The sequence below is a fragment of the Paraburkholderia sp. A1RI_3L genome, from assembly GCF_048957895.1.
Classification (GTDB): domain Bacteria; phylum Pseudomonadota; class Gammaproteobacteria; order Burkholderiales; family Burkholderiaceae; genus Paraburkholderia; species Paraburkholderia kururiensis.
Map to the genome: position 1 here is coordinate 557,505 of NZ_JARCHA010000002.1, position 20,144 is coordinate 577,648.

The following is a 20,144-nucleotide window of genomic DNA, read 5'->3' on the forward strand; positions in this document are numbered from 1 at the left end:
GCAATCGCCGTTTACTGTTTTACGGCCGCTGCGTCTGCCGCCGCGCCTGCTACCGCCCCCGCTGCCGCCCCGCGGCGCTCCAGCACCGCCGCGAAAAACCCGTCGGTGCCGTGCCGGTGAGGCCAAAGCGAGAGGTAGTCGCCTGTGTCGAGATCGATGCGCTGCTCCGCCAGTACGTCCTTCGCGCTCACCAGCGCAAAGTCGGGATGGTCGGCGAGGAACTGCGTGACGATGGCCTCGTTCTCCGCTTCGAGCAGGCTGCACGTTGCGTAGACGAGCCGGCCGCCCTTCTTCACGAGCCGCGCGGCGCTCGCGAGAATGGACGCCTGCTTGGGCGTGAGTTCCGCCACCGACTCCGGCGTCTGCCGCCACTTCAGATCGGGATTGCGGCGCAGCGTGCCGAGCCCGCTGCACGGCGCGTCCACCAGCACGCGGTCGATCTTGCCCGCGAGGCGCTTGATCTTCGCGTCGTGTTCGCTGTCGATCAGCACCGGATTCACGTTCGACAAGCCACTGCGCGCCAGCCGCGGCTTGAGCTTGGCGAGCCGGCGTTCCGACACGTCGAAGGCGTAAAGACGGCCCGAGGAGCGCATCGCCGCGCCGAGCGCAAGCGTCTTGCCGCCGGCACCCGCGCAAAAGTCGACGATCATCTCGCCGCGGCGCGGCGCGACGAGCGAGCACAGCAGTTGGCTGCCTTCGTCCTGCACTTCGATCCAGCCCTTCTGGAAGGCGTCGAGTTTCGTGAGCGCCGGCTTGCCGGTCACGCGCACGCCGGACGGTGCGAACGGCGTCTCGCCGGCCTCGATGCCGGCCGAGGCAAGTGCGGCGATCACCTGGTCGCGCGTCGCCTTCATCACGTTGGCGCGCAGGTCGAGCGGCGCCGGGTAGTTGAGCGCCGCGGCGAGCTGACCGAGTTCGGCGGCATCGAAGCGGCTTTCCAGCGACTTCACGATCCACTCGGGCAGGTTCATCTGCACACGCAGCGGCAAACTGGCCGGATCGACCTTCGCCACACGCTCGAGCCATTGGGCCTCGTCGTCCGAGACGAACGGGCGCACCGCCGAGCGCCCCACGGTCTGCATCAGGCCCAGCAGCGCGAGCCGCCGCGCCGGGTTGCCCGTGCCGCTTTCAGCCAGATTCGCGAACTCCATGCGACGCCGCAGAACCGCGAACACCGCCTCGGCGATGATGCCGCGCTCGGCATGCCCGAGCTTCGGATGCGCACGGAAAAAACGGCTCGTGACTGCATCGGCGGGACCGGCGAATTTGAGCACTTCGGCCAGCAGCGTTTCGATCTGTCCGATCAGGAAACCATGGAGCCTCATGCGCCCTCCCCGGTGGTGGATTGTGTATCGGTCGAAGCAGCGGCTGCTTCGTCGGCAAAGAACCATTGCGGCTCGGGCGGCGTGACGGTGACGCGCAGGCCGTCGAGCGCAAGGCGCCCTTCGACGAACCAGCGCACGGCGCGCGGATAAACGACGTGCTCGGCTTCAAGCACGCGTGCAGCAAGGGCGACGGGGTCGTCGCCGGTGCGCACCGGCACCACGGCCTGGGCAACGATCGGCCCGTGATCGAGTTGCGACGTGACGAAATGCACCGACGCGCCGTGCACGCGCACGCCGGCGTCGAGCGCCTGCTGGTGGGTCTTGAGCCCCGGAAAGCTGGGCAACAGCGAAGGATGGACGTTGAGCATGCGGCCCGCGTAGCGATCGACGAAACCGGCGGTAAGCACGCGCATGAAGCCGGCCAGCACGACGAGGTCGGGCGCGAAGCCGTCGATTTCGCGCGCAAGCGCGGCATCGAACGATTCGCGGTCCGGGAACTGGCGGTGGTCCACCACCGCGGTGGCGATGCCGTGCGCCGCCGCGAATGCGAGGCCGGCGGCCTCCGGGCGGTTGGCAATCACGGCGACGACACGCGCCGGCCACGCTTCACGCGAGGAAGCCCGCACGATGGCCTCCATGTTGCTGCCCCGCCCTGAAATCAGGATCACGAGATTTTTCATCCGGGGATTTTATCATCCGGGCCAGCCAAAAACCGTGCCACGGCGGCGGGGGCGCGCCTGAGCGTTTATAATCTCCTGTTTCGTCGTGCGGCCCTGAGGCCGTCGTGCTCATCCCCCGTCCGTTCGCACGCTAACTGCCTGCCCGCTATCGTGAGAGTCTTCCGCGGTCTGCCCAATGCCGAGAGCCGCGCGCCCTGCGCACTCACCATCGGCAATTTCGACGGTGTCCACCGCGGACATCAGGAACTGCTCGCGCGTGCGCGCGCCGCAGCCGACGCGCGCGGCCTGCCGGTCTGCGTCATGACCTTCGAGCCGCATCCCCGCGAATTCTTCAATCCCGCCAGCGCTCCGCCGCGCATCGCCATGCTGCGCGACAAGCTGGAGGCGCTGCGCACGAACGGCGTGGACCGCGTTGTCGTCGAGCACTTCAACCACACCTTCGCGAGCCAGTCGCCGGACGCCTTCGTGGAACGCATCATCGTGAGCGGCCTGCACGCGCGCTGGGTGATGATCGGCGATGACTTCCGCTACGGCGCAAAGCGCGCGGGCGACTTCGTGTCGCTCAAGGCGGCCGGTAACCGCTACGGCTTCGAAGTGGAGCAGATGCCCACCATCGCGGATCCGTCGGGTGCCCGCATTTCGAGCTCCGGCGTGCGCGCCGCGCTCGTGGCGGGCGACCTCGATGCGGCCCGCGCGGCGCTCGGCCGGCCGTACGTCATCAGCGGGCACGTGGTGCACGGCCTCAAGCTGGGGCGCGACCTCGGTTTCCCGACGCTGAACCTGCCCATCGCCCACAAGCGGCCCGCGCTGGCCGGCATCTTCGTCGTGCGCGTGCACGGCGTCGAAGACGAGCCGCTGCCGGGCGTGGCGAGCCTCGGCCTGCGGCCCACCGTGGACGACTCGGGGCGCGTGCTGCTCGAAGTGCATCTGCTCGACTGGCATGGCGACGCGTATGGCAAGCTCGTGCGCGTCGAATTCCTGAAGAAGCTGCGCGACGAGGAAAAGTACGTCGACCTCGAAACGCTGACCGCGGCCATTGCGCGCGACGTCGTCCATGCGCGCGAATGGTTCGCCGCGGCGGGCGCCGACGCCCCCGGTAGCCGCGCCACCGGCTTCGCCACGTCGGCTACCGACCGAATTAGATGATCGCGGCGCCTACGCCGGGCTCGCACACGTAACCCGGCTCACGCCGACCTGTGCCGCCCACCGCATTGGGCCCCATGCCCGCAGCGAGCCAGCCGCTGGCGTATGACGGACCTCTGTCCGGCCGCCCGCGCCTCCTTAAGCACCGAACACCACGCGTCACCGCGTCACCCGAATTCACCGTGATCTGACCATGAGCGACAAGAAATCCAGTTCCAAAGCCGAGGCGAAATACCCGGTCAACCTGCTCGACACGCCGTTTCCCATGCGTGGCGACCTGCCCAGGCGCGAGCCGCAGTGGGTCAAGGAATGGCAGGAGCGGAAGATCTACGAAAAGATCCGCGCCGCCAGCAAAGGCCGCAAGAAGTTCATCCTGCACGACGGCCCGCCCTACGCGAACGGCGACATTCACCTCGGCCACGCGGTGAACAAGATCCTCAAGGACATGATCGTCAAGGCGCGCAACCTGGCGGGCTATGACGCGGTCTACGTGCCGGGCTGGGACTGCCACGGCATGCCCATCGAAATCCAGATCGAAAAGCAGTTCGGCAAGTCGCTGCCCGCCACCGAAGTAATGCAGAAGGCGCGCGAATACGCGGCCGGCCAGATCGAAACGCAGAAGAAGGGCTTCCGGCGTCTCGGCGTGCTGGGCGACTGGGACAACCCGTACAAGACCATGAACTTCGTGAACGAGGCGAACGAGATCCGCGCCCTCGCGAAGATCATGGAAAAGGGCTACGTGTTCCGGGGCTTGAAGCCCGTGAACTGGTGCTTCGACTGCGGCTCGGCACTTGCGGAAGCGGAAGTCGAGTACAAGGACAAGACCGATCCGACCATCGACGTCGTCTTCCCGTTCGCCGAGCCGGAAAAGACGGCGCACGCGTTCGGGCTCACGGCGCTGCCGCGCGCCGAAGGCGGCATCGTCATCTGGACCACGACGCCGTGGACCATTCCCGCCAACCAGGCGCTGAACCTGCATCCCGAGATCGTCTACGCGCTCGTCGATACGCCGCGCGGGCTGCTGATTTTTGCCGAGGAACGCGTCGAGGCGTGCCTCAAGGACTTCGGCCTGGAAGGCCGCACCCTGGCAACTGCGCCGGGCGCGAAGCTCGCGGGCCTGCGTTTCCATCATCCGCTCGCGTCGGCGCATCCAGGCTACCGGCGTACGTCGCCGGTCTATCTCGGCGACTACGTCACGACCGACACCGGCACCGGCATCGTCCACTCGTCGCCCGCCTACGGCGTGGAAGACTTCGTGTCGTGCAAGACGCACGGCATGGCCGACTCCGACATCATCAACCCCGTGATGGGCGATGGCCGCTACATCGAGTCGCTGCCGCTCTTCGGCGGTCTGTCCATCTGGAGCGCGAATCCCAAGGTGGTCGAAGCGCTGCAGGCCGCAGGCACGCTTTTGCGCAGCGAAAAGTACACGCACAGCTACATGCACTGCTGGCGCCACAAGACGCCCATCATCTATCGCGCCACCTCGCAGTGGTTCGCCGGCATGGACGTCACGCCGAAGGGCGGCGGCAAGACGCTGCGCGAAACGGCGCTGGAAGGCATCGAGGCCACGGCGTTCTATCCCTCCTGGGGCAAGCAGCGCCTCTACGCGATGATCGCGAATCGACCGGACTGGACGCTCTCGCGCCAGCGCCAATGGGGCGTGCCGATGGCGTTCTTCGTGCACAAGGAAACCGGCGAGCTGCATCCGCGCACGCTGGAGCTGCTCGAAGAAGTGGCAAAGCGCGTCGAAGTGGCGGGCATCGAGGCGTGGCAGTCGCTCGATCCGCGCGAGCTGATTGGCGACGACGCGAACCTCTACGAAAAGAACCGCGACACGCTCGACGTGTGGTTCGACTCCGGCACGACGCACTGGCACGTGCTGCGCGGCTCGCACGCAAACGAGCTGCAGTTCCCCGCCGATCTCTACCTGGAAGGCTCCGACCAGCACCGCGGCTGGTTCCACTCGTCGCTGCTCACGGCGTCGATGCTTGACGGCCGGCCGCCCTATGACGCCCTGCTCACCCACGGCTTCACCGTGGACGGCGAAGGCCGCAAGATGAGCAAGTCGCTCGGCAACGGCGTGGACCCGCATGAAGTGGCCAACCGCCTGGGCGCCGAAATCATCCGCCTGTGGATCGCGTCGACGGACTACTCGGGCGAACTGGCGATCTCCGAAGAAATCCTGAAGCGCGTGACGGAAAGCTACCGGCGCATTCGCAACACGCTGCGCTTCCTGCTTGCCAACCTCTCGGACTTCGACTTCGGCAAGCACGCCCAGCCGGTTTCGGAATGGCTCGAAATCGACCGTTACGCCGTTGCGCTCACGGCCGGTTTGCAGGGCGACGTGCTCGCGCACTACGACCGCTACGAGTTCCACCCGGTGGTGGCGAAGCTGCTCACGTTCTGCTCCGAAGACATGGGCGGCTTCTACCTCGACGTGCTGAAGGACCGCCTCTACACGAGCGCGCCGGATTCGACCGCGCGCCGCGCCGCGCAGACCGCGCTCTATCACGTCACGCACAGCCTGCTGCGCGTGATGGCGCCGTTCCTCTCGTTCACGGCCGAAGAAGCGTGGAAGGTGTTCCAGCCGAATAGCGAAACCATCTTCACCGAAACGTTCCACGCGTTCCCGGACGTGCCCGACGCCGCCGTGCTGATCGAAAAATGGACGCTGCTGCGCGCGGTGCGCGGCGACGTCACCAAGGCGCTCGAAGAAGCGCGCGTGGCGAACCTGATCGGCTCGTCGCTGCAGGCCGAAGTCGAGATTCGCGCGAGCGGCGCGCGCTACGACGCGCTCGCGAGCCTCGGCGACGACCTCAAGTTCGTGCTCATCACCTCGGCGGCAACGGTCGCGAAGGTGGAAAGCGAAGCGGACGAAGGCGTCGAGGTGATCACCTCGAAGTACCTGAAGTGCGAGCGCTGCTGGCACTACCGCGCCGACGTGGGCGTGGACGCGGCGCACCCGACGCTGTGCGGCCGCTGCGTGACAAACCTGTTCGGCGGCGGCGAAACGAGGAGCGCGGCATAATGGCCAGAACCCTTTCGAAGCGAGCCGGCGGTTCGCTGGCGCCGTGGCTGGGCGTGGCGCTGATCGTGATTCTCTGCGACCAGCTCACGAAGATCGCCATCGCGAAGGTGTTCGCCTACGGCGAAGGACGCGTGATAACGCCGTTCTTCAACCTCGTGCTGGTGTACAACCGCGGCGCGGCGTTCAGCTTCCTCGCGGCGGCCGGCGGCTGGCAGCGCTGGGCGTTCACCGCGCTCGGCATCGTGGCGGCGCTCGTGATCTGCTATCTGCTCAAGCGCCACGCGGCACAGCGGCTCTTCTGCACCGCGCTCTCGCTGATTCTGGGCGGGGCGCTCGGCAACGTGATCGATCGGCTCGCGTACGGCCACGTGATCGACTTCCTCGATTTCCACGTGCGCGCATGGCACTGGCCGGCGTTCAACCTCGCCGACAGCGCGATCACGATTGGCGCCGCACTGCTCGTGTTCGACGAATTGCGGCGCGTACGCGGCTCGCGCTAGGCGCACGCCGCTGAGCGTCTGAGAAACGTGGGGCGTTCGCGCCCCAGTGCAACGGCCGCCGGCGCACTCGCCGGCGTGGCGTGAGTGTCGGAGACCTGCCTTGGCAACCGCTGAACTCGCTGGAAAACATCTCGTGCTCGGCATGACAGGCGGCATCGCCTGCTACAAGATCGCGGAGCTCACGCGCCTTCTGGTCAAAGCGGGCGCCACCGTGCAGGTCGTGATGACCGAAGCGGCCACGCAATTCATCACGCCCGTCACCATGCAGGCGCTCTCGGGCCGTCCGGTCTACACGAGCCAGTGGGACGCACGCGTGCCGAACAACATGGCGCACATCGACCTGTCGCGTGAAGCGGACGCCATCGTGATCGCCCCTGCCTCCACCGACTTTCTCGCGAAGCTCGCACACGGCATGGCCGACGACTTGCTCACTACGCTCTGTGTGGCGCGCGAGTGTCCGCTGCTGGTCGTGCCCGCGATGAACCGGCAGATGTGGGCCAATCCGGCGACGCAACGCAACGTGGCGCAACTGCGTGCGGATGGCGTCGAAACGCTCGGGCCGGATTCGGGCCCGCAGGCGTGCGGCGAAGTGGGCGACGGTCGCATGCTCGAACCTGAAGCCGTCTATGACGCCATCGCCTCGTTCTTCGCGCCGAAGGTGCTGGCCGGACGTCGCGTGTTGCTCACCGCGGGCCCCACGTTCGAGCCTATCGATCCCGTGCGCGGCATCACCAACCGTTCGAGCGGCAAGATGGGCTTCGCGCTCGCGCGCGCCGCGCAACAGGCCGGCGCGGACGTGCATCTCGTCGCGGGTCCGGTCGCCCTCGATACGCCTTGGGGCGTCTTCCGCGAAGACGTGCAGACCGCGCAGCAAATGCACGACGCCGTGATGCGCGCGGTGCCCGACTACGACATCTTCATCGCCGTGGCCGCGGTGGCGGACTGGCGTGTCGATCACGCGAGCGATCACAAGATCAAGAAGACGGCCGACCACCGCCTGCCGTCGTTCACGTTCGTCGAGAACCCCGACATTCTCGCGGCCGTGGCGAGGCTGCCGCATCCGCCGTTCTGCGTCGGCTTCGCGGCGGAAAGCGGCGACCTCGACGTGCATGGCGAAGAAAAGCGCGCGCGCAAGAACGTGCCGCTTCTGATCGGGAACCTCGGGCCGCTCACGTTCGGCCGCGACGACAACGAAGTCGTGTTGTTCGAAGCCAGCGGGCAAAAGAAGCTGCCACGCGCGGACAAGCAGGCACTCGCGAGCACGCTGATCGCCGAGATTGCGAAACGGCTGCCCGACACGAGCCTCATTTCGTAGCGCGCGAGTTGAAGGTCGCGAGTCGGGGCCAAGAGTCAAGGCCGGGAGTCGTCGCCGCAAGCTGGGCCGCGAACGTGCAGCGTTGCCCAACCGCTCACGCTCACCCGCACGCTTGCCGGCCACCCGTCTGTTAGCTCATTCGCGAATTCATCCGCCCAGTCAGCCAGGAGCGCAACGCCATGACGCTACTTTCCGTGCTCGATCAAACGCCCGTGATCGCCGGGCATTCGACGGCGGACGCTATCGCGGCCACCCTGGAACTCGCCCAGCTCGCCGATGACCTCGGCTATACGCGCTACTGGTGCGCGGAGCATCACGGGCTGCTCGGCGTCGCGAATCCTTGTCCCGAAGTGATGCTCGCGCGGATCGGCAGCGTGACGAAGCGCATCCGCATTGGCTCGGGCGGCATCATGCTGCCTTACTACAGCCCGTTCAAAGTCGCCGAACAGTTCCTCATGCTTGAAGCACTGTTCCCGAATCGCGTCGATCTCGGCGTGGGGCGCGCACCGGGCGGCGACATGCGTACCGCGCAGGCTGTGGCGGCGGGCGACTACAACCGCGGCGAACTCTTCGCGCAACAGGTGACGGACCTCGTGAGGCTGATGGACGGCACGCTGCCTGCCGACCACCTGGCTCACGGCGTTGTGCTCCAACCGCAGATCGACACGCGTCCGCAGCTCTGGATGTTGGGTTCCAGCGAGTTCGGCGGCGCGCTCGCGGCGCAGCTCGGCATCCGCTTCGCGTTCGCGCACTTCATCAACGCGCACTTCGGTCATCTGGTCGCCAACGCCTACCGCGAGCGTTTTACGGCAGGCCACGAAGCGCAGCCCTGGCTGGCCGCCGCCGTGTTCGTGATCTGCGCGGACACGGAACAGCAAGCCGCCGACCTCGAAAAAGCCGTCGATCTGCGCCGCGTGCAAATGGCTTATGGTCTGAACGCGCCCATTCCGAGCACCGAGCAAGGTCTCGCGCAGGAGTACGGCGAGCGCGAGCAGCTTGTGATCGACCGCGAGAAGCCGCGCAGCATCATCGGCACGCCGGAAAAGGTCACGGAAAGACTGTATGCGCTGCAGGAACAGTTCCAGGCCAACGAACTGATCGTGCTGACGGTCGCCGGTAGCTACGCCGCGCGGCTGCGTTCGTATGAACTGCTGGCGCAGGCGTTCCAGTTGCCGCGCTGACTCACGTGTTGCACCCGACGAAGCCTTTGATATCCACCACGAACCAGAAACGTCAATGAAACTCGACCTGAAGATTCTCGATGCGCGCATGCGCGACCAGCTTCCCCAGTACGCGACGCCCGGCAGCGCGGGGCTCGACCTGCGCGCCTGCCTCGACAAGCCGCTCTCGCTCGAACCCGGTCAGACCGCGCTCGTGCCGACGGGCCTCGCCATTCATCTGGCGGATCCAGGCTACGCGGCGCTCATCCTGCCGCGCTCCGGGCTCGGCCACAAACACGGCATCGTGCTGGGCAACCTGGTGGGGCTGATCGATTCGGACTACCAGGGCGAACTGATGATCTCGACGTGGAACCGAGGCCACACCACGTTCACGCTCAATCCGATGGAACGGCTCGCGCAGCTCGTGATCGTGCCGGTCGTGCAGGCGCAGTTCAACATCGTCGATGAATTCGAGACGAGCGAGCGCGGCGCGGGTGGATTCGGCAGCACCGGCAAGCATTGAGGAAGTGCACGGTGGGCCGACCTTGCGCCCGTGGCTACTGCTGCGGCGCGCCCCGCCGATACCACAGTGCGTAAGCCGCAATCAGCACGACCAGGAACGCGAAGCCGTACACGAGCGTCATCCTGAATTCGCGCGTGAACGCCGTAGCGATGAGCACTGCAGCCATCAACACGGCACCGGCCACGCTGCCGACCGGATGCAGGCGCATCCGAAACGCGGGTGCGGGCCCCGCGTAGCGGCGCCGGAAAAAGAGGTGCGTGACGAAAATCATCAGCCACGTGAACATCGCGCCGAACATGGCGATCGACATCATCAGCGGAAACGCGGTCTGCGGGTACAGCGCATTCACCACGGCGGCAACCGCAATGCCGATGGTCGAGAGCCAGAGTGCTGCGGTGGGCACGCCGTGCCCGTTGAGTCGCCCGAAGCGGCCCGGCGCGTAGCCTGCGCGCGAAAGGCTGAACATCATCCGCGTCGTGATGTAGAGCTGGCTGTTCATCGCCGAAAGCGCGGCCACGAGTATCACGAAGTTGATGGCGCCTGCAGCGTACGGCACGCCCGTCGCGGCCATCACCTTGACGAAGGGACTTTGGTCCGCGCCGGCTTGCGTCCAGGGAACGATGGCCAGCATCAGCGCGAGTGTCACCAGATAAAACAGTGCGAGGCGCACGAGCGTGGCGCGAAAGGCCCGTGTGACGGCACGCTGCGGGTCGCGCGCCTCGGCGGCCGCAACGGCGATGGTCTCGACGCCGAGGTAGCTGAAGAGCGACACGACGGTGCCCACCCAAACGCCCCACCACCCTTTCGGCAGCCAACCGCCATGCGACGTGTAATTGGCCAGGCCCACGCCCGAACCCATGGGTGCCCGCCAGACGAACCAGCTACCCAGCACGATGAACGCCGCAATCGCAGCAATCTTCAAGCTGGAAAACGCGTATTCGATGGCGCCATACGCGCGCACGCTCATGGCGTTCACGCCGATCAGGAGCGCCGAGAAAGCGACGATCCACCACGCGCCGGGCACCGCCGGAAACCAGTACTTCATGTAGACCGCGATGGCCGAAACTTCGGTGCCCACGGCGAGCACGTAGGCGGACCAGTACGCATAGCGCACCACAAAACCGGCGAGCGGACCGATGTAATGCCCGGCGTAGGCGCCGAACGAGCCCGAGGTGGGATGCGCAACTGTCATCTCGGCAAGCGCGCCCATCAGCAGCAGCGCGATCAATGCGCCAATTGCATACGACACGAGCACGGCCGGTCCTGCAAATCCAATGGCAAATGCACTACCGAGGAAGAGACCGGTTCCGATGGCGCCGCCAATGGCGATCATCGTCATCTGGCCCGCGCCCAACCCCCGTTGCAGGCCTTTTTCGCGCTCGACAATCGAGTCGAACGTATCGCGTTCACGTGTAGACAACTCTAAAACCCTTGCAATGTGTACCTGGCGGGCCGCATAGCCGATCTCCCCCGGCGAGGAGATTCGCGCAGGCAGGCGCACAAACAGAAACGGCGCGGGCCCAAGAGCCCGCGCCGTTTCGCGATAGACAGTTCCGGAAACGAACCGCTTATTCTACTTCGACAGCCTCCGGATTCGGATTGCGCGGTGCCGGATGTTCGTCGAACGTCAAGGTCACCTTGTCGTTCTCGTCCACGTCGACCGTCACACGGCCGCCGTTCAGCAGCTTGCCGAACAGCAGTTCGTCGGCCAGTGCGCGGCGGATCGTGTCCTGGATCAGCCGCTGCATGGGACGCGCGCCCATCAGCGGATCGAAGCCGTGCTTCGCCAGGTGCTTGCGCAGTGCGTCGCTGAAGAGCGCATCGACCTTCTTCTCGTGCAGTTGGTCTTCGAGCTGCATGAGGAACTTGTCGACCACGCGCAGGATGATCTCTTCGTCGAGCGAGCGGAAGCTGATGATCGCGTCGAGCCGGTTGCGGAACTCGGGCGTGAACATGCGCTTGATGTCCTGCATCTCGTCGCCCGTTTCGCGACGATTCGTGAAGCCGATGGACGACTTCTGCATGGCTTCGGCACCCGCATTCGTCGTCATGATGATGATGACGTTGCGGAAGTCAGCCTTGCGACCGTTGTTGTCGGTCAACGTGCCGTGGTCCATGACCTGGAGCAGCACGTTGAAGATGTCCGGATGCGCCTTCTCGATTTCGTCGAGCAGCAGCACGCAATGCGGCTTCTTGGTGACGGCCTCGGTCAGCAGACCGCCCTGATCGAAACCGACGTATCCCGGCGGCGCACCGATCAGGCGACTCACCGCATGGCGCTCCATGTACTCCGACATGTCGAAGCGGATCAGCTCGATGCCGAGCGTGAACGCAAGTTGACGCGCCACTTCGGTCTTGCCGACACCGGTCGGGCCCGAGAACAGGAACGCGCCGATCGGCTTGTCGGTCTTGCCGAGGCCCGCGCGCGCCATCTTGATGGCGGCGGAAAGCGCGTCAATGGCTGGGTCCTGCCCGAACACCACGGCCTTCAGGTCACGGTCGAGCGTCTGCAGTTTGCTGCGGTCGTCCTGCGACACGCTCTGCGCCGGCACGCGCGCGATCTTGGAGATGATTTCCTCGATCTCGGTCTTGCCAATCGTCTTCTTCTGTTTCGACTTCGGCAGAATGCGCTGCGCCGCGCCCGCTTCGTCGATCACGTCAATGGCCTTGTCCGGCAGATGGCGGTCGGTGATGAAGCGCGCCGACAGTTCAGCCGCCGCCGAGAGCGCACCCGACGAATACTTCACGCCGTGATGCTCTTCGAAGCGCGACTTGAGGCCTCGCAGAATCGCCACCGTCTGCTCGACGGTAGGCTCCGTCACGTCGATCTTCTGGAAGCGCCGCGAGAGCGCCGCATCCTTTTCGAAGATGCCGCGATATTCGGTGAAGGTCGTCGCGCCAATGCACTTGAGCGTGCCCGACGAGAGTGCCGGCTTGAGCAGATTCGACGCGTCCAGCGTACCGCCCGATGCGGCACCCGCGCCGATCAGCGTGTGAATTTCGTCGATGAACAAGATGGCGTGCGGACGCTCTTTCAATTCCTTGAGCACCGTCTTGAGACGTTGCTCGAAGTCGCCGCGGTACTTGGTGCCGGCAAGCAGCGCGCCCATGTCGAGCGAATACACCTGCGCGTCCGCGAGAATGTCGGGCACTTCGCCGCGCGTGATGCGCCATGCGAGCCCTTCGGCAATCGCCGTCTTGCCCACGCCGGCTTCGCCGACGAGAAGCGGGTTGTTCTTGCGCCGGCGGCACAGCACCTGCACCACGCGCTCGACTTCCGCCTCGCGCCCGATCAGCGGGTCGATGCGGCCGTCTTTGGCCATCTGGTTCAGGTTCTGCGTGAATTGCGCGAGCGGCGTTTCCTTCTGCGCAGCCGCCTCTTCGGACTCGGCATTGGCGTCGCTTGCCTTCGCCGCGTCGCTGCTGTTCGTCTTCGCGATACCGTGCGAAATGAAATTCACGACATCGAGGCGCGTGACGCCCTGCTGCTGCAGGTAGTAGACGGCGTGCGAATCTTTCTCGCCGAAGATCGCGACGAGCACGTTCGCACCCGTCACTTCCTTCTTGCCGTTGGACGTGGACTGCACGTGCATGATCGCGCGCTGAATCACACGCTGGAAACCCAGCGTGGGTTGCGTATCGACGTCGTCCGTGCCTGGCACGGTAGGCGTGTTGTCGTGAATGAAGTTGCGCAGGTTCTGGCGCAGGTCTTCGATATTGGCTGCACACGCGCGCAGCACTTCTGCGGCCGTGGGATTATCCAGCAGGGCCAGCAGCAGGTGTTCGACCGTGATGAACTCATGCCGTGCCTGGCGTGCTTCCATGAACGCCATGTGCAGGCTGACTTCCAGTTCCTGGGCAATCATGCTTCCTCCATCACACACTGCAGCGGATGCCCGGCCTGCCGTGCGTGGGTAACTACTTGCTCAACTTTGGTCGACGCAATGTCCCGCGTATAGACCCCACATACCCCCCGACCCTCACGATGGACCTTGAGCATGATCTGCGTCGCGGTCTCGCGATCCTTATTGAAATACTCCTGCACGATCATCACGACAAATTCCATTGGCGTGTAGTCGTCATTCAGCAGCACCACCTTATACATGGAAGGCGGTTTCAGCTTTTGTTCCTGCCGCTCCAGTACGGTGCCGTCCTGCTTGTCCGGGATAATCGCCATACACCCATTCTAAACAACTCGGGCAGGCCCGCAATCCTGCCGAAACCCGACCGGCCGGCCGGCGACCGATGCGCACGCACCCGGCATGCCAGGCCTCGCGCGCACCCTGTGACCAGACCGGCTGCGGCACCGGTCGTTCCGGGATACTCCCGCCCCTTGCCGCGGCACATCACCGCGCCGGGAGAGGTTCGAATCGAGTATCGCACAACCCGCGCCAGGGCGTGGGCCACAAAAAATGCCGCTGCGGCAGCCACTGAGGCGGCCCGCGCGACATAGTTGCGCGCCCATGAACATACCCATGCCATATGCGAGGATTATGCGGTTTTTCAAGTCAGGCACCTTGCGCCACCGCACATAAGAAAAGCCGTGGAAACCCTGGAAACCGATTCTTTTACAACGCTGTGGGCCACCCCACAAAATGTGCTTGACACTTGAATAAAGAGCCTCAACAATCAAGCTGGCACTTTTTTCACTGCCTCATATTTTCGAAAAAATGCCGTTGGTGAGCTTGTGAGGAGGGGACGGCCGCATATGTGGCCGTCGAGCTTTTCGAGCGTGCTCGTGGTAGTGACATGAGTTACAGGGGAAGTTGGTATGGCAACTGGTACGGTCAAGTGGTTTAACGACGCGAAAGGTTTCGGATTCATTACGCCCGACGAAGGCGGCGAGGATCTGTTTGCTCATTTCTCGGCTATCCAGATGAACGGTTTCAAGACCCTCAAGGAAGGCCAGAAGGTAAGCTTCGAGGTCGTGCAAGGCCCGAAGGGCAAACAGGCATCGAACATCCAGGCAGCTGCCTGAGACGGTTCGATCCCGCTCCTCGAAACCCGGCTTTGGCCGGGTTTCTTTTTTTGTGCGCCTGATCGGTGCACAGTGCGAGTCAAACGCACCGCGAAGTCCTGGTCGGTAGGGAACACTTCTCGTATCGACGGATGCAAACTGGCAGGGTTCCCTTCGAAAACGTTTTCATACCGTTCGCCTTCGTCATCGTGGCGAGCGCGGAAATGAAACACCTGGCATGCGCGGAACGCAGGCAGGGTGTAAATGATGACGTCGCTACAGTGCGGCCGGACGAAACGAAGTCGTGGTATCCGAAGGCCGCGCGGGCGCCAGAACACACCAGCCGGTCCATAGACAAAGGCAGCACGCGCCGACAAGGCGCCCAGATGTCACGGCGCAACTCTTCGCTCCGTGCTTGAGGCGGGCTCGGATGCTCGACTGCGTCCCGAACGCCAAACTTCAAGGATCAATCGTCAAGGTCCGATCCCGACTGCACATCCGCGCCCTCACCCGTCAAAACTACGGAACAGCTTGATCTTCCGGGTGCTGCCCGCGTCTGATCGACCAGGCGCCCGCGTGGACCGCAGATGCTCCGGCATTCTCCCGAGCCCGCTATTCGATGGGCCGCGAGTTGCTCGTGTGCAGCCAGCATCGCGCGGTCACATCATCCGACAGCCCCCTCCATCGGATGGTGTTTTCCCCTAGCCGAAATCGGTTGCAGCCGAAAATTGGCTGCCCTAGGATTCGATCAAATAAACATTCAATGTGAAATTTTATTTGAAAGACCGCGATCAAGAACTCCAGAGTTAGCGCCGCCGATGGAACGTTGCGACCTCACGCGTGGCGGTTTCGTACACGCGCTCCATTTGTTCGAGGCAGGCCGTGGCAGCGGCAGCCGCGGACTGGATGCCCGAGGTCGACTGGGCCATCTTGAGCAGCACGCTGCGGCGTAACGCTGCGTAGTCTTCGCATACGCGCGCGCCTTCCGATGTCGTGGAGTAGTACACGCCGGTGCGTGCCGTGCCGTTCTTTTCGATCAGGCCGGACTTGATTAGCTTACGTAGTTCGTACTGCATATTAGCGACGTCTTGCCGATTGGTCATATGCAGTAAATCGCGAATGGTCTTGGGCCGTTCGTGCATGTGAATGACGTGCATCAGTGCGTTTTCCTGCCCGCTCAGCGCGACGCCCAGGACGGCGCCCATGCATTCGGACTGCCAGCGTGAAAACGACTGATTGAGCCGCATGACGGCGTATTCGAGATCGGTGATCTCGACGCTGAAATCGTCCATCGCGAGATGCCAGCGATGTTCGGCAGTAGCAGCGTTTTTCGGGGTTCTGCGTGATCTTTCGGTCATTGCGGAATCGCGCGGTTGCGGCCTGTGCCGTCGACTGGGTTGGGACGGTGGGACCGCCGCGGGGCACCCGCCGTGTGGATAAATTTTACTGCGACAGGATGGATATGAGACGAATTCTGAACACCAGGGATTTCATTCTCGGCACATTCGCGACGAACTGCTCGGGCGGGATGTCGGTGACGAAGATCGGCGAGCGCTGGGACAACTCCTGGGAGAATAACGAGAAACTCGCAGTGATGCTGGACGAAGCCGGCATCGACTTTATGCTGCCCATCGCGCGCTGGATCGGCTACGGCGGCGAGACCGACTTCCACGGCTCCGTGCTGGAAACGATGACGTGGGCTGCGGGCCTGCTCGCGAAGACGCGCAACCTCACGGTCTTCGCGACCATTCACACGGCAGCCAACCATCCCGTGGTCGTGGCCAAACAGATCGCGACGCTCGACCAGATCGGCGCGGGCCGCGCCGGACTCAACATCGTCGCGGGCTGGAACCGCCCCGAATACGAAGCGCTCGGTCTGCCGCTCGCGACGGGTCACGACAAGCGCTACGCGTACGCCCAGGAGTGGTTCGATATCGTGCAGAAGATCTGGACCCACGAAGGCCCGTTCAACTGGGAAGGCGCGAACTTCCAGTTGAAGAACGTCTACGGCCTGCCGCGCCCGTCGAACGGCGAACGTCCGCCTATCCTGAACGCAGCGGGTTCCGGCGAGGGGCGCGACTTCGCCATCGGCAACGCGAATTTCCTGTTCACGCCGGCAATCGACCTGGAGCGGTCCCGCGCGGAAGTGGCCGACCTCAAGCAGAAGGCTGCCGCAGCGAACAAGGCGGTGAACGTGTTGACGTTCTCGCACGTGGTCTGCCGCCCGACAGAAGAGGAGGCGCGCCAGTATCTCCAGTACTTCGCACAGGACAACGCAGACTGGGGCGCGGTCGACAACCTCGTCGCGCTCCAGTTCGCCAATGCGCACTCGTTCCCCCACGACCTGCTCGCGCTGATCCGCGACCGCATGGCGGCCGGACATGGCGGCTTTCCGCTCGTCGGGACCCCGCAGCAGGTCGCCGCGGGTCTGATTTCGCTTGCAGAAGCCGGCTTCAAAGGCACGACGCTGTCGTTCGTGGATTACGTCAAGGAGTTCCCGTACTTCCGCGACACGGTACTGCCCATCCTGGAGGCACACGGGCTGCGCAGCCCGCGTGAAACGCGCCGTGCAGCCTGACGCCTTGAACGACACACCGGCACTGAGCAAACGCTTCGTGCAAGCCATGCGTGGTTTTGCGGGGGCGGTTTGCGTCGTGACGGTCGCGGACGGCGACGAGCGCAGCGGCTTCACGGCGACCTCGGTGACTTCGTTTTCAGCGGAGCCGCCCATGGTGGTGGCGTCGCTGAAAGCCACCAGTTCCTCTGCGGGACTGCTGTCGCGCACGCGGCGCTTCGGCGTGAACCTGCTGCGCACCGAGCATCGCGCGATTGCCGAGCGCTTCACGGGCTTTCGCGGCGAGCAGGGCGCCGCGCGCTACGGCAACGACGAGTGGGTGCAGATGACGCCAGACGGCGCGCCGCTCCTTGCGGACAGCGTCGTCGCCATGGACTGCGAGGCGGAGGAGTTACTCGTGCGCCACGGCCACATTCTCGTCATCGGCCGCGTACGTGCGCTCGCACGCGACGAGTCGGCGCCAGGCCCGCTGGTCTACTGGCAAGGGCAATACACGACGCTTGCCAGAACATTGGCAGCGGCAAACTGACGCGTCGGCTTGCATGGTGGGGAACTGTTGCCGCGCTACTGCTACGGCCTGGGCAACAAAAAACCCAGCTAGGCCAAGGACCTAGCTGGGTTTTTCCAACCTTCCGGGACGTTGCCGAACGTCCCGGCACCAACGCTTACATGTTTTCGATCAACACCTGACCGAAGCCCGAGCAGGAAACCTGCGTCGCGCCTTCCATCAGACGCGCGAAGTCGTACGTCACGCGCTTCTGCAGAATCGACTTTTCCATCGCCGAAATGATGACGTCGGCCGCTTCGGTCCAGCCGATGTGGCGCAGCATCATTTCAGCCGAGAGAATTTCCGAGCCCGGGTTCACGTAGTCCTTGCCCGCGTACTTCGGCGCCGTGCCGTGCGTGGCTTCGAACATGGCGACGGAGTCCGACAGGTTCGCGCCCGGCGCGATACCGATGCCGCCCACCTGTGCCGCCAGCGCGTCCGAGACGTAGTCGCCGTTCAGGTTCAGCGTGGCGATCACGTCGTATTCGGCCGGACGCAGCAGGATCTGTTGCAGGAACGCGTCGGCGATCACGTCCTTCACGACGATCTCGTTGCCCGTCTTCGGGTTCTTGAACTTCATCCACGGGCCGCCGTCGATGAGCTCCGCGCCGAATTCCTTCTGCGCCAGCGCGTAGCCGTAGTCACGGAAAGCGCCTTCCGTGAACTTCATGATGTTGCCCTTGTGCACGAGCGTGACCGAGCGGCGGTCGTTGTCGATCGCATACTGGATCGCCTTGCGCACCAGACGCTCCGTGCCTTCGCGCGAAACCGGCTTGATGCCGATGCCCGACGTTTCCGGGAAGCGGATCTTCTTCACGCCCATTTCTTCGCGCAGGAACTTGATGATCTTCTTCGCCTGCTCGGATTCGGCGGCCCATTCGATGCCGGCGTAAATGTCTTCCGAGTTCTCGCGGAAGATGACCATGTTGGTCTTTTCCGGCTCGCGCACCGGCGACGGCACACCCTTGAAGTACTGCACGGGGCGCAGGCAAACGTACAGGTCGAGTTCCTGGCGCAGCGCGACGTTGAGCGAGCGGATGCCACCGCCCACCGGCGTGGTCAGCGGGCCCTTGATCGACACCACGTATTCCTTGAGCACTTCGAAGGTCTCTTCCGGCAGCCAGACGTCCGGGCCGTAGACCTTGGTTGCCTTCTCGCCGGCATAGATTTCCATCCAGTGGATCTTCTTCTTGCCCGCGTACGCCTTTTCGACCGCCGCGTCGACCACCTTGATCATCACCGGCGTGATGTCGACACCCGTACCATCGCCTTCGATGTACGGAATGATCGGCTGGTCGGAAACATTGAGCGAGTAATCCGCGTTGACAGTGATCTTGTCACCGCCGGTCGGAACCTTGATGTGCTGATACGGCATGATCGACTCCAGTGATGGCTGTGCTGGTGGAAGCGGTTTGGGCCTGCGGAACCGGGGCGCGGCCTGCCGGCAACGGGCCGGCGGCGCGGGACTGCTGGCGGCCGGCAGCCTGAGCGCAACAGCTGCCTCTCACGTGGAGAGCGCCGGTCTGCCTCACGCGGCCAGGCCGCTATTCTAGCCCACGCTGGAGCGAGAACGCGGCGCCGGCACGCATGCCGCCATGCCACAACGCGACGGGACCGCAACCCACGAACACGATGCGCCATGCCACACGTATTGCCCGGTTCAGTCTTGAGTCTTATATAAGACAAAAGAGTTGGCGTTTCATATTATGCATTAATATCTCGTCATTTGCCATAGAACCCGCCCGCCGGCGGCTCCATCCCGGCGACCCTCGGTCGCGCCTCATCGCATGCGTCTCATCGCCCTCAACAAGCCGTTCGGCACCATCTGCCAGTTCTCGCCTCACGAAACCCGCCCGTCGCTCGCTGACTGGGTGAAGGTGCCGGGCGTGTATCCCGCAGGCCGGCTCGATGCCGACAGCGAAGGCCTGTTGCTGCTCACGGACGACGGCGCGCTGCAGACCCGCATCGCAGAACCCCGCCACAAACTCGTGAAACGCTACTGGGCCCAGGTGGAGGGCGCACCGGACGACGCCGCGCTCAAAGCGCTCGCGCGCGGCGTCGACCTGGGCGATTACGTGACGCGGCCGTGTCGCGCCGAATTCGTCGAACCGCCCGGCACGCTCTGGCCGCGCACGCCGCCTATCCGCTATCGCGCGGCCATTCCGACCACCTGGATCGAGCTCGCGATCACAGAAGGCAAGAACCGTCAGGTGCGGCGGATGACCGCGGCCGTGGGGTTCCCTACCTTGCGGCTCGTGCGCGTGGGCATCGGCGCCCTCGACATCTTCTCGCTCGGGTTGCAGCCCGGCGAAAGCATGGACCTGGCGCCCCGTGCACCGTGGGATGGCGTCTGATCCCTCGGATAACGGTGTCATGACGAGCAAACAT

General features: G+C 64.5%; 17 protein-coding genes. 10 read left to right on the plus strand and 7 right to left on the minus strand.

Annotated features, from left to right (window positions below; genetic code table 11):
• Positions 1–11 precede the first annotated feature (11 nt).
• Positions 12–1,325, minus strand: a complete 1,314-nt coding sequence (locus PXJ20_RS08640; RefSeq protein WP_421029773.1) for an RsmB/NOP family class I SAM-dependent RNA methyltransferase — start codon at positions 1,323–1,325, stop codon at positions 12–14.
• Positions 1,322–2,005, minus strand: coding sequence for a phosphoribosylglycinamide formyltransferase (purN, locus tag PXJ20_RS08645; RefSeq protein ID WP_017776800.1), 684 nt, complete (start codon positions 2,003–2,005; stop codon positions 1,322–1,324). The genes PXJ20_RS08640 and purN overlap by 4 nt, the downstream gene beginning before the upstream one ends.
• A 150-nt stretch (positions 2,006–2,155) precedes the next feature.
• Here purN and PXJ20_RS08650 point away from each other — a divergent pair, with 150 nt between their 5' ends.
• The 6 genes from PXJ20_RS08650 (at position 2,156) to dut (ending at position 9,677) form a co-directional block, all read left to right on the plus strand.
• Positions 2,156–3,151 carry a bifunctional riboflavin kinase/FAD synthetase gene (locus tag PXJ20_RS08650; protein WP_017776801.1) on the plus strand — a complete coding sequence of 332 codons (996 nt, stop codon included), beginning with the start codon at positions 2,156–2,158 and terminating at the stop codon, positions 3,149–3,151.
• Between the two features lie 190 nt (positions 3,152–3,341).
• Positions 3,342–6,179, plus strand: coding sequence for an isoleucine--tRNA ligase (gene ileS / locus PXJ20_RS08655; protein ID WP_421029774.1), 2,838 nt, complete (start codon positions 3,342–3,344; stop codon positions 6,177–6,179).
• Entirely contained in the window at positions 6,179–6,679 is a 501-nt protein-coding gene (lspA, locus tag PXJ20_RS08660; protein ID WP_017776803.1) for a signal peptidase II, read from the plus strand. The genes ileS and lspA overlap by 1 nt, the downstream gene beginning before the upstream one ends.
• A 100-nt stretch (positions 6,680–6,779) precedes the next feature.
• Positions 6,780–7,994: a bifunctional phosphopantothenoylcysteine decarboxylase/phosphopantothenate--cysteine ligase CoaBC gene (gene coaBC, locus PXJ20_RS08665; protein WP_421029775.1), complete on the plus strand. Its 1,215-nt coding sequence runs from the start codon at positions 6,780–6,782 to the stop codon at positions 7,992–7,994.
• A gap of 179 nt (positions 7,995–8,173) precedes the next feature.
• Positions 8,174–9,175: an LLM class flavin-dependent oxidoreductase gene (locus PXJ20_RS08670; protein ID WP_199540246.1), complete on the plus strand. Its 1,002-nt coding sequence runs from the start codon at positions 8,174–8,176 to the stop codon at positions 9,173–9,175.
• A gap of 55 nt (positions 9,176–9,230) precedes the next feature.
• Positions 9,231–9,677, plus strand: coding sequence for a dUTP diphosphatase (gene dut / locus PXJ20_RS08675; RefSeq protein WP_017776806.1), 447 nt, complete (start codon positions 9,231–9,233; stop codon positions 9,675–9,677).
• Positions 9,678–9,711: 34 nt separating this feature from the next.
• Here the strand turns inward: dut and PXJ20_RS08680 are convergent, their stop codons facing one another.
• From PXJ20_RS08680 to clpS, 3 genes are all read right to left on the minus strand, one after another.
• Positions 9,712–11,097 carry an amino acid permease gene (locus tag PXJ20_RS08680; protein ID WP_421029776.1) on the minus strand — a complete coding sequence of 462 codons (1,386 nt, stop codon included), beginning with the start codon at positions 11,095–11,097 and terminating at the stop codon, positions 9,712–9,714.
• Positions 11,098–11,245: 148 nt separating this feature from the next.
• Complete coding sequence (gene clpA, locus PXJ20_RS08685; RefSeq protein ID WP_017776807.1) at positions 11,246–13,543, minus strand: ATP-dependent Clp protease ATP-binding subunit ClpA; 2,298 nt, start codon at positions 13,541–13,543, stop codon at positions 11,246–11,248.
• Positions 13,540–13,854: an ATP-dependent Clp protease adapter ClpS gene (clpS, locus tag PXJ20_RS08690; protein WP_017776808.1), complete on the minus strand. Its 315-nt coding sequence runs from the start codon at positions 13,852–13,854 to the stop codon at positions 13,540–13,542. Before clpS ends, clpA begins: the two co-directional genes overlap by 4 nt.
• Before the next feature lie 594 nt (positions 13,855–14,448).
• Between clpS and cspD the strand changes: the two genes are divergently transcribed.
• Entirely contained in the window at positions 14,449–14,655 is a 207-nt protein-coding gene (gene cspD, locus PXJ20_RS08695; RefSeq protein ID WP_017776809.1) for a cold shock domain-containing protein CspD, read from the plus strand.
• A gap of 785 nt (positions 14,656–15,440) precedes the next feature.
• On the opposite strand, the gene PXJ20_RS08700 is transcribed toward cspD, so the two are convergent.
• Positions 15,441–15,926, minus strand: a complete 486-nt coding sequence (locus tag PXJ20_RS08700; protein WP_199540244.1) for a winged helix DNA-binding protein — start codon at positions 15,924–15,926, stop codon at positions 15,441–15,443.
• A 170-nt stretch (positions 15,927–16,096) separates the two neighbouring features.
• Here PXJ20_RS08700 and PXJ20_RS08705 point away from each other — a divergent pair, with 170 nt between their 5' ends.
• Both PXJ20_RS08705 and PXJ20_RS08710 read left to right on the plus strand, forming a co-directional pair.
• On the plus strand, positions 16,097–17,212 hold the full coding sequence (locus PXJ20_RS08705; RefSeq protein ID WP_421029777.1) for an LLM class flavin-dependent oxidoreductase: 1,116 nt from the start codon (positions 16,097–16,099) through the stop codon (positions 17,210–17,212).
• Between the two features lie 4 nt (positions 17,213–17,216).
• Positions 17,217–17,738: a flavin reductase family protein gene (locus tag PXJ20_RS08710; protein WP_421029778.1), complete on the plus strand. Its 522-nt coding sequence runs from the start codon at positions 17,217–17,219 to the stop codon at positions 17,736–17,738.
• Positions 17,739–17,874: 136 nt separating this feature from the next.
• Here the strand turns inward: PXJ20_RS08710 and icd are convergent, their stop codons facing one another.
• Positions 17,875–19,131: an NADP-dependent isocitrate dehydrogenase gene (gene icd, locus PXJ20_RS08715; RefSeq protein ID WP_421029779.1), complete on the minus strand. Its 1,257-nt coding sequence runs from the start codon at positions 19,129–19,131 to the stop codon at positions 17,875–17,877.
• A 412-nt stretch (positions 19,132–19,543) separates the two neighbouring features.
• Between icd and PXJ20_RS08720 the strand changes: the two genes are divergently transcribed.
• On the plus strand, positions 19,544–20,110 hold the full coding sequence (locus PXJ20_RS08720) for a pseudouridine synthase (protein ID WP_421029780.1): 567 nt from the start codon (positions 19,544–19,546) through the stop codon (positions 20,108–20,110).
• The last annotated feature ends 34 nt before the right edge of the window (positions 20,111–20,144 follow it).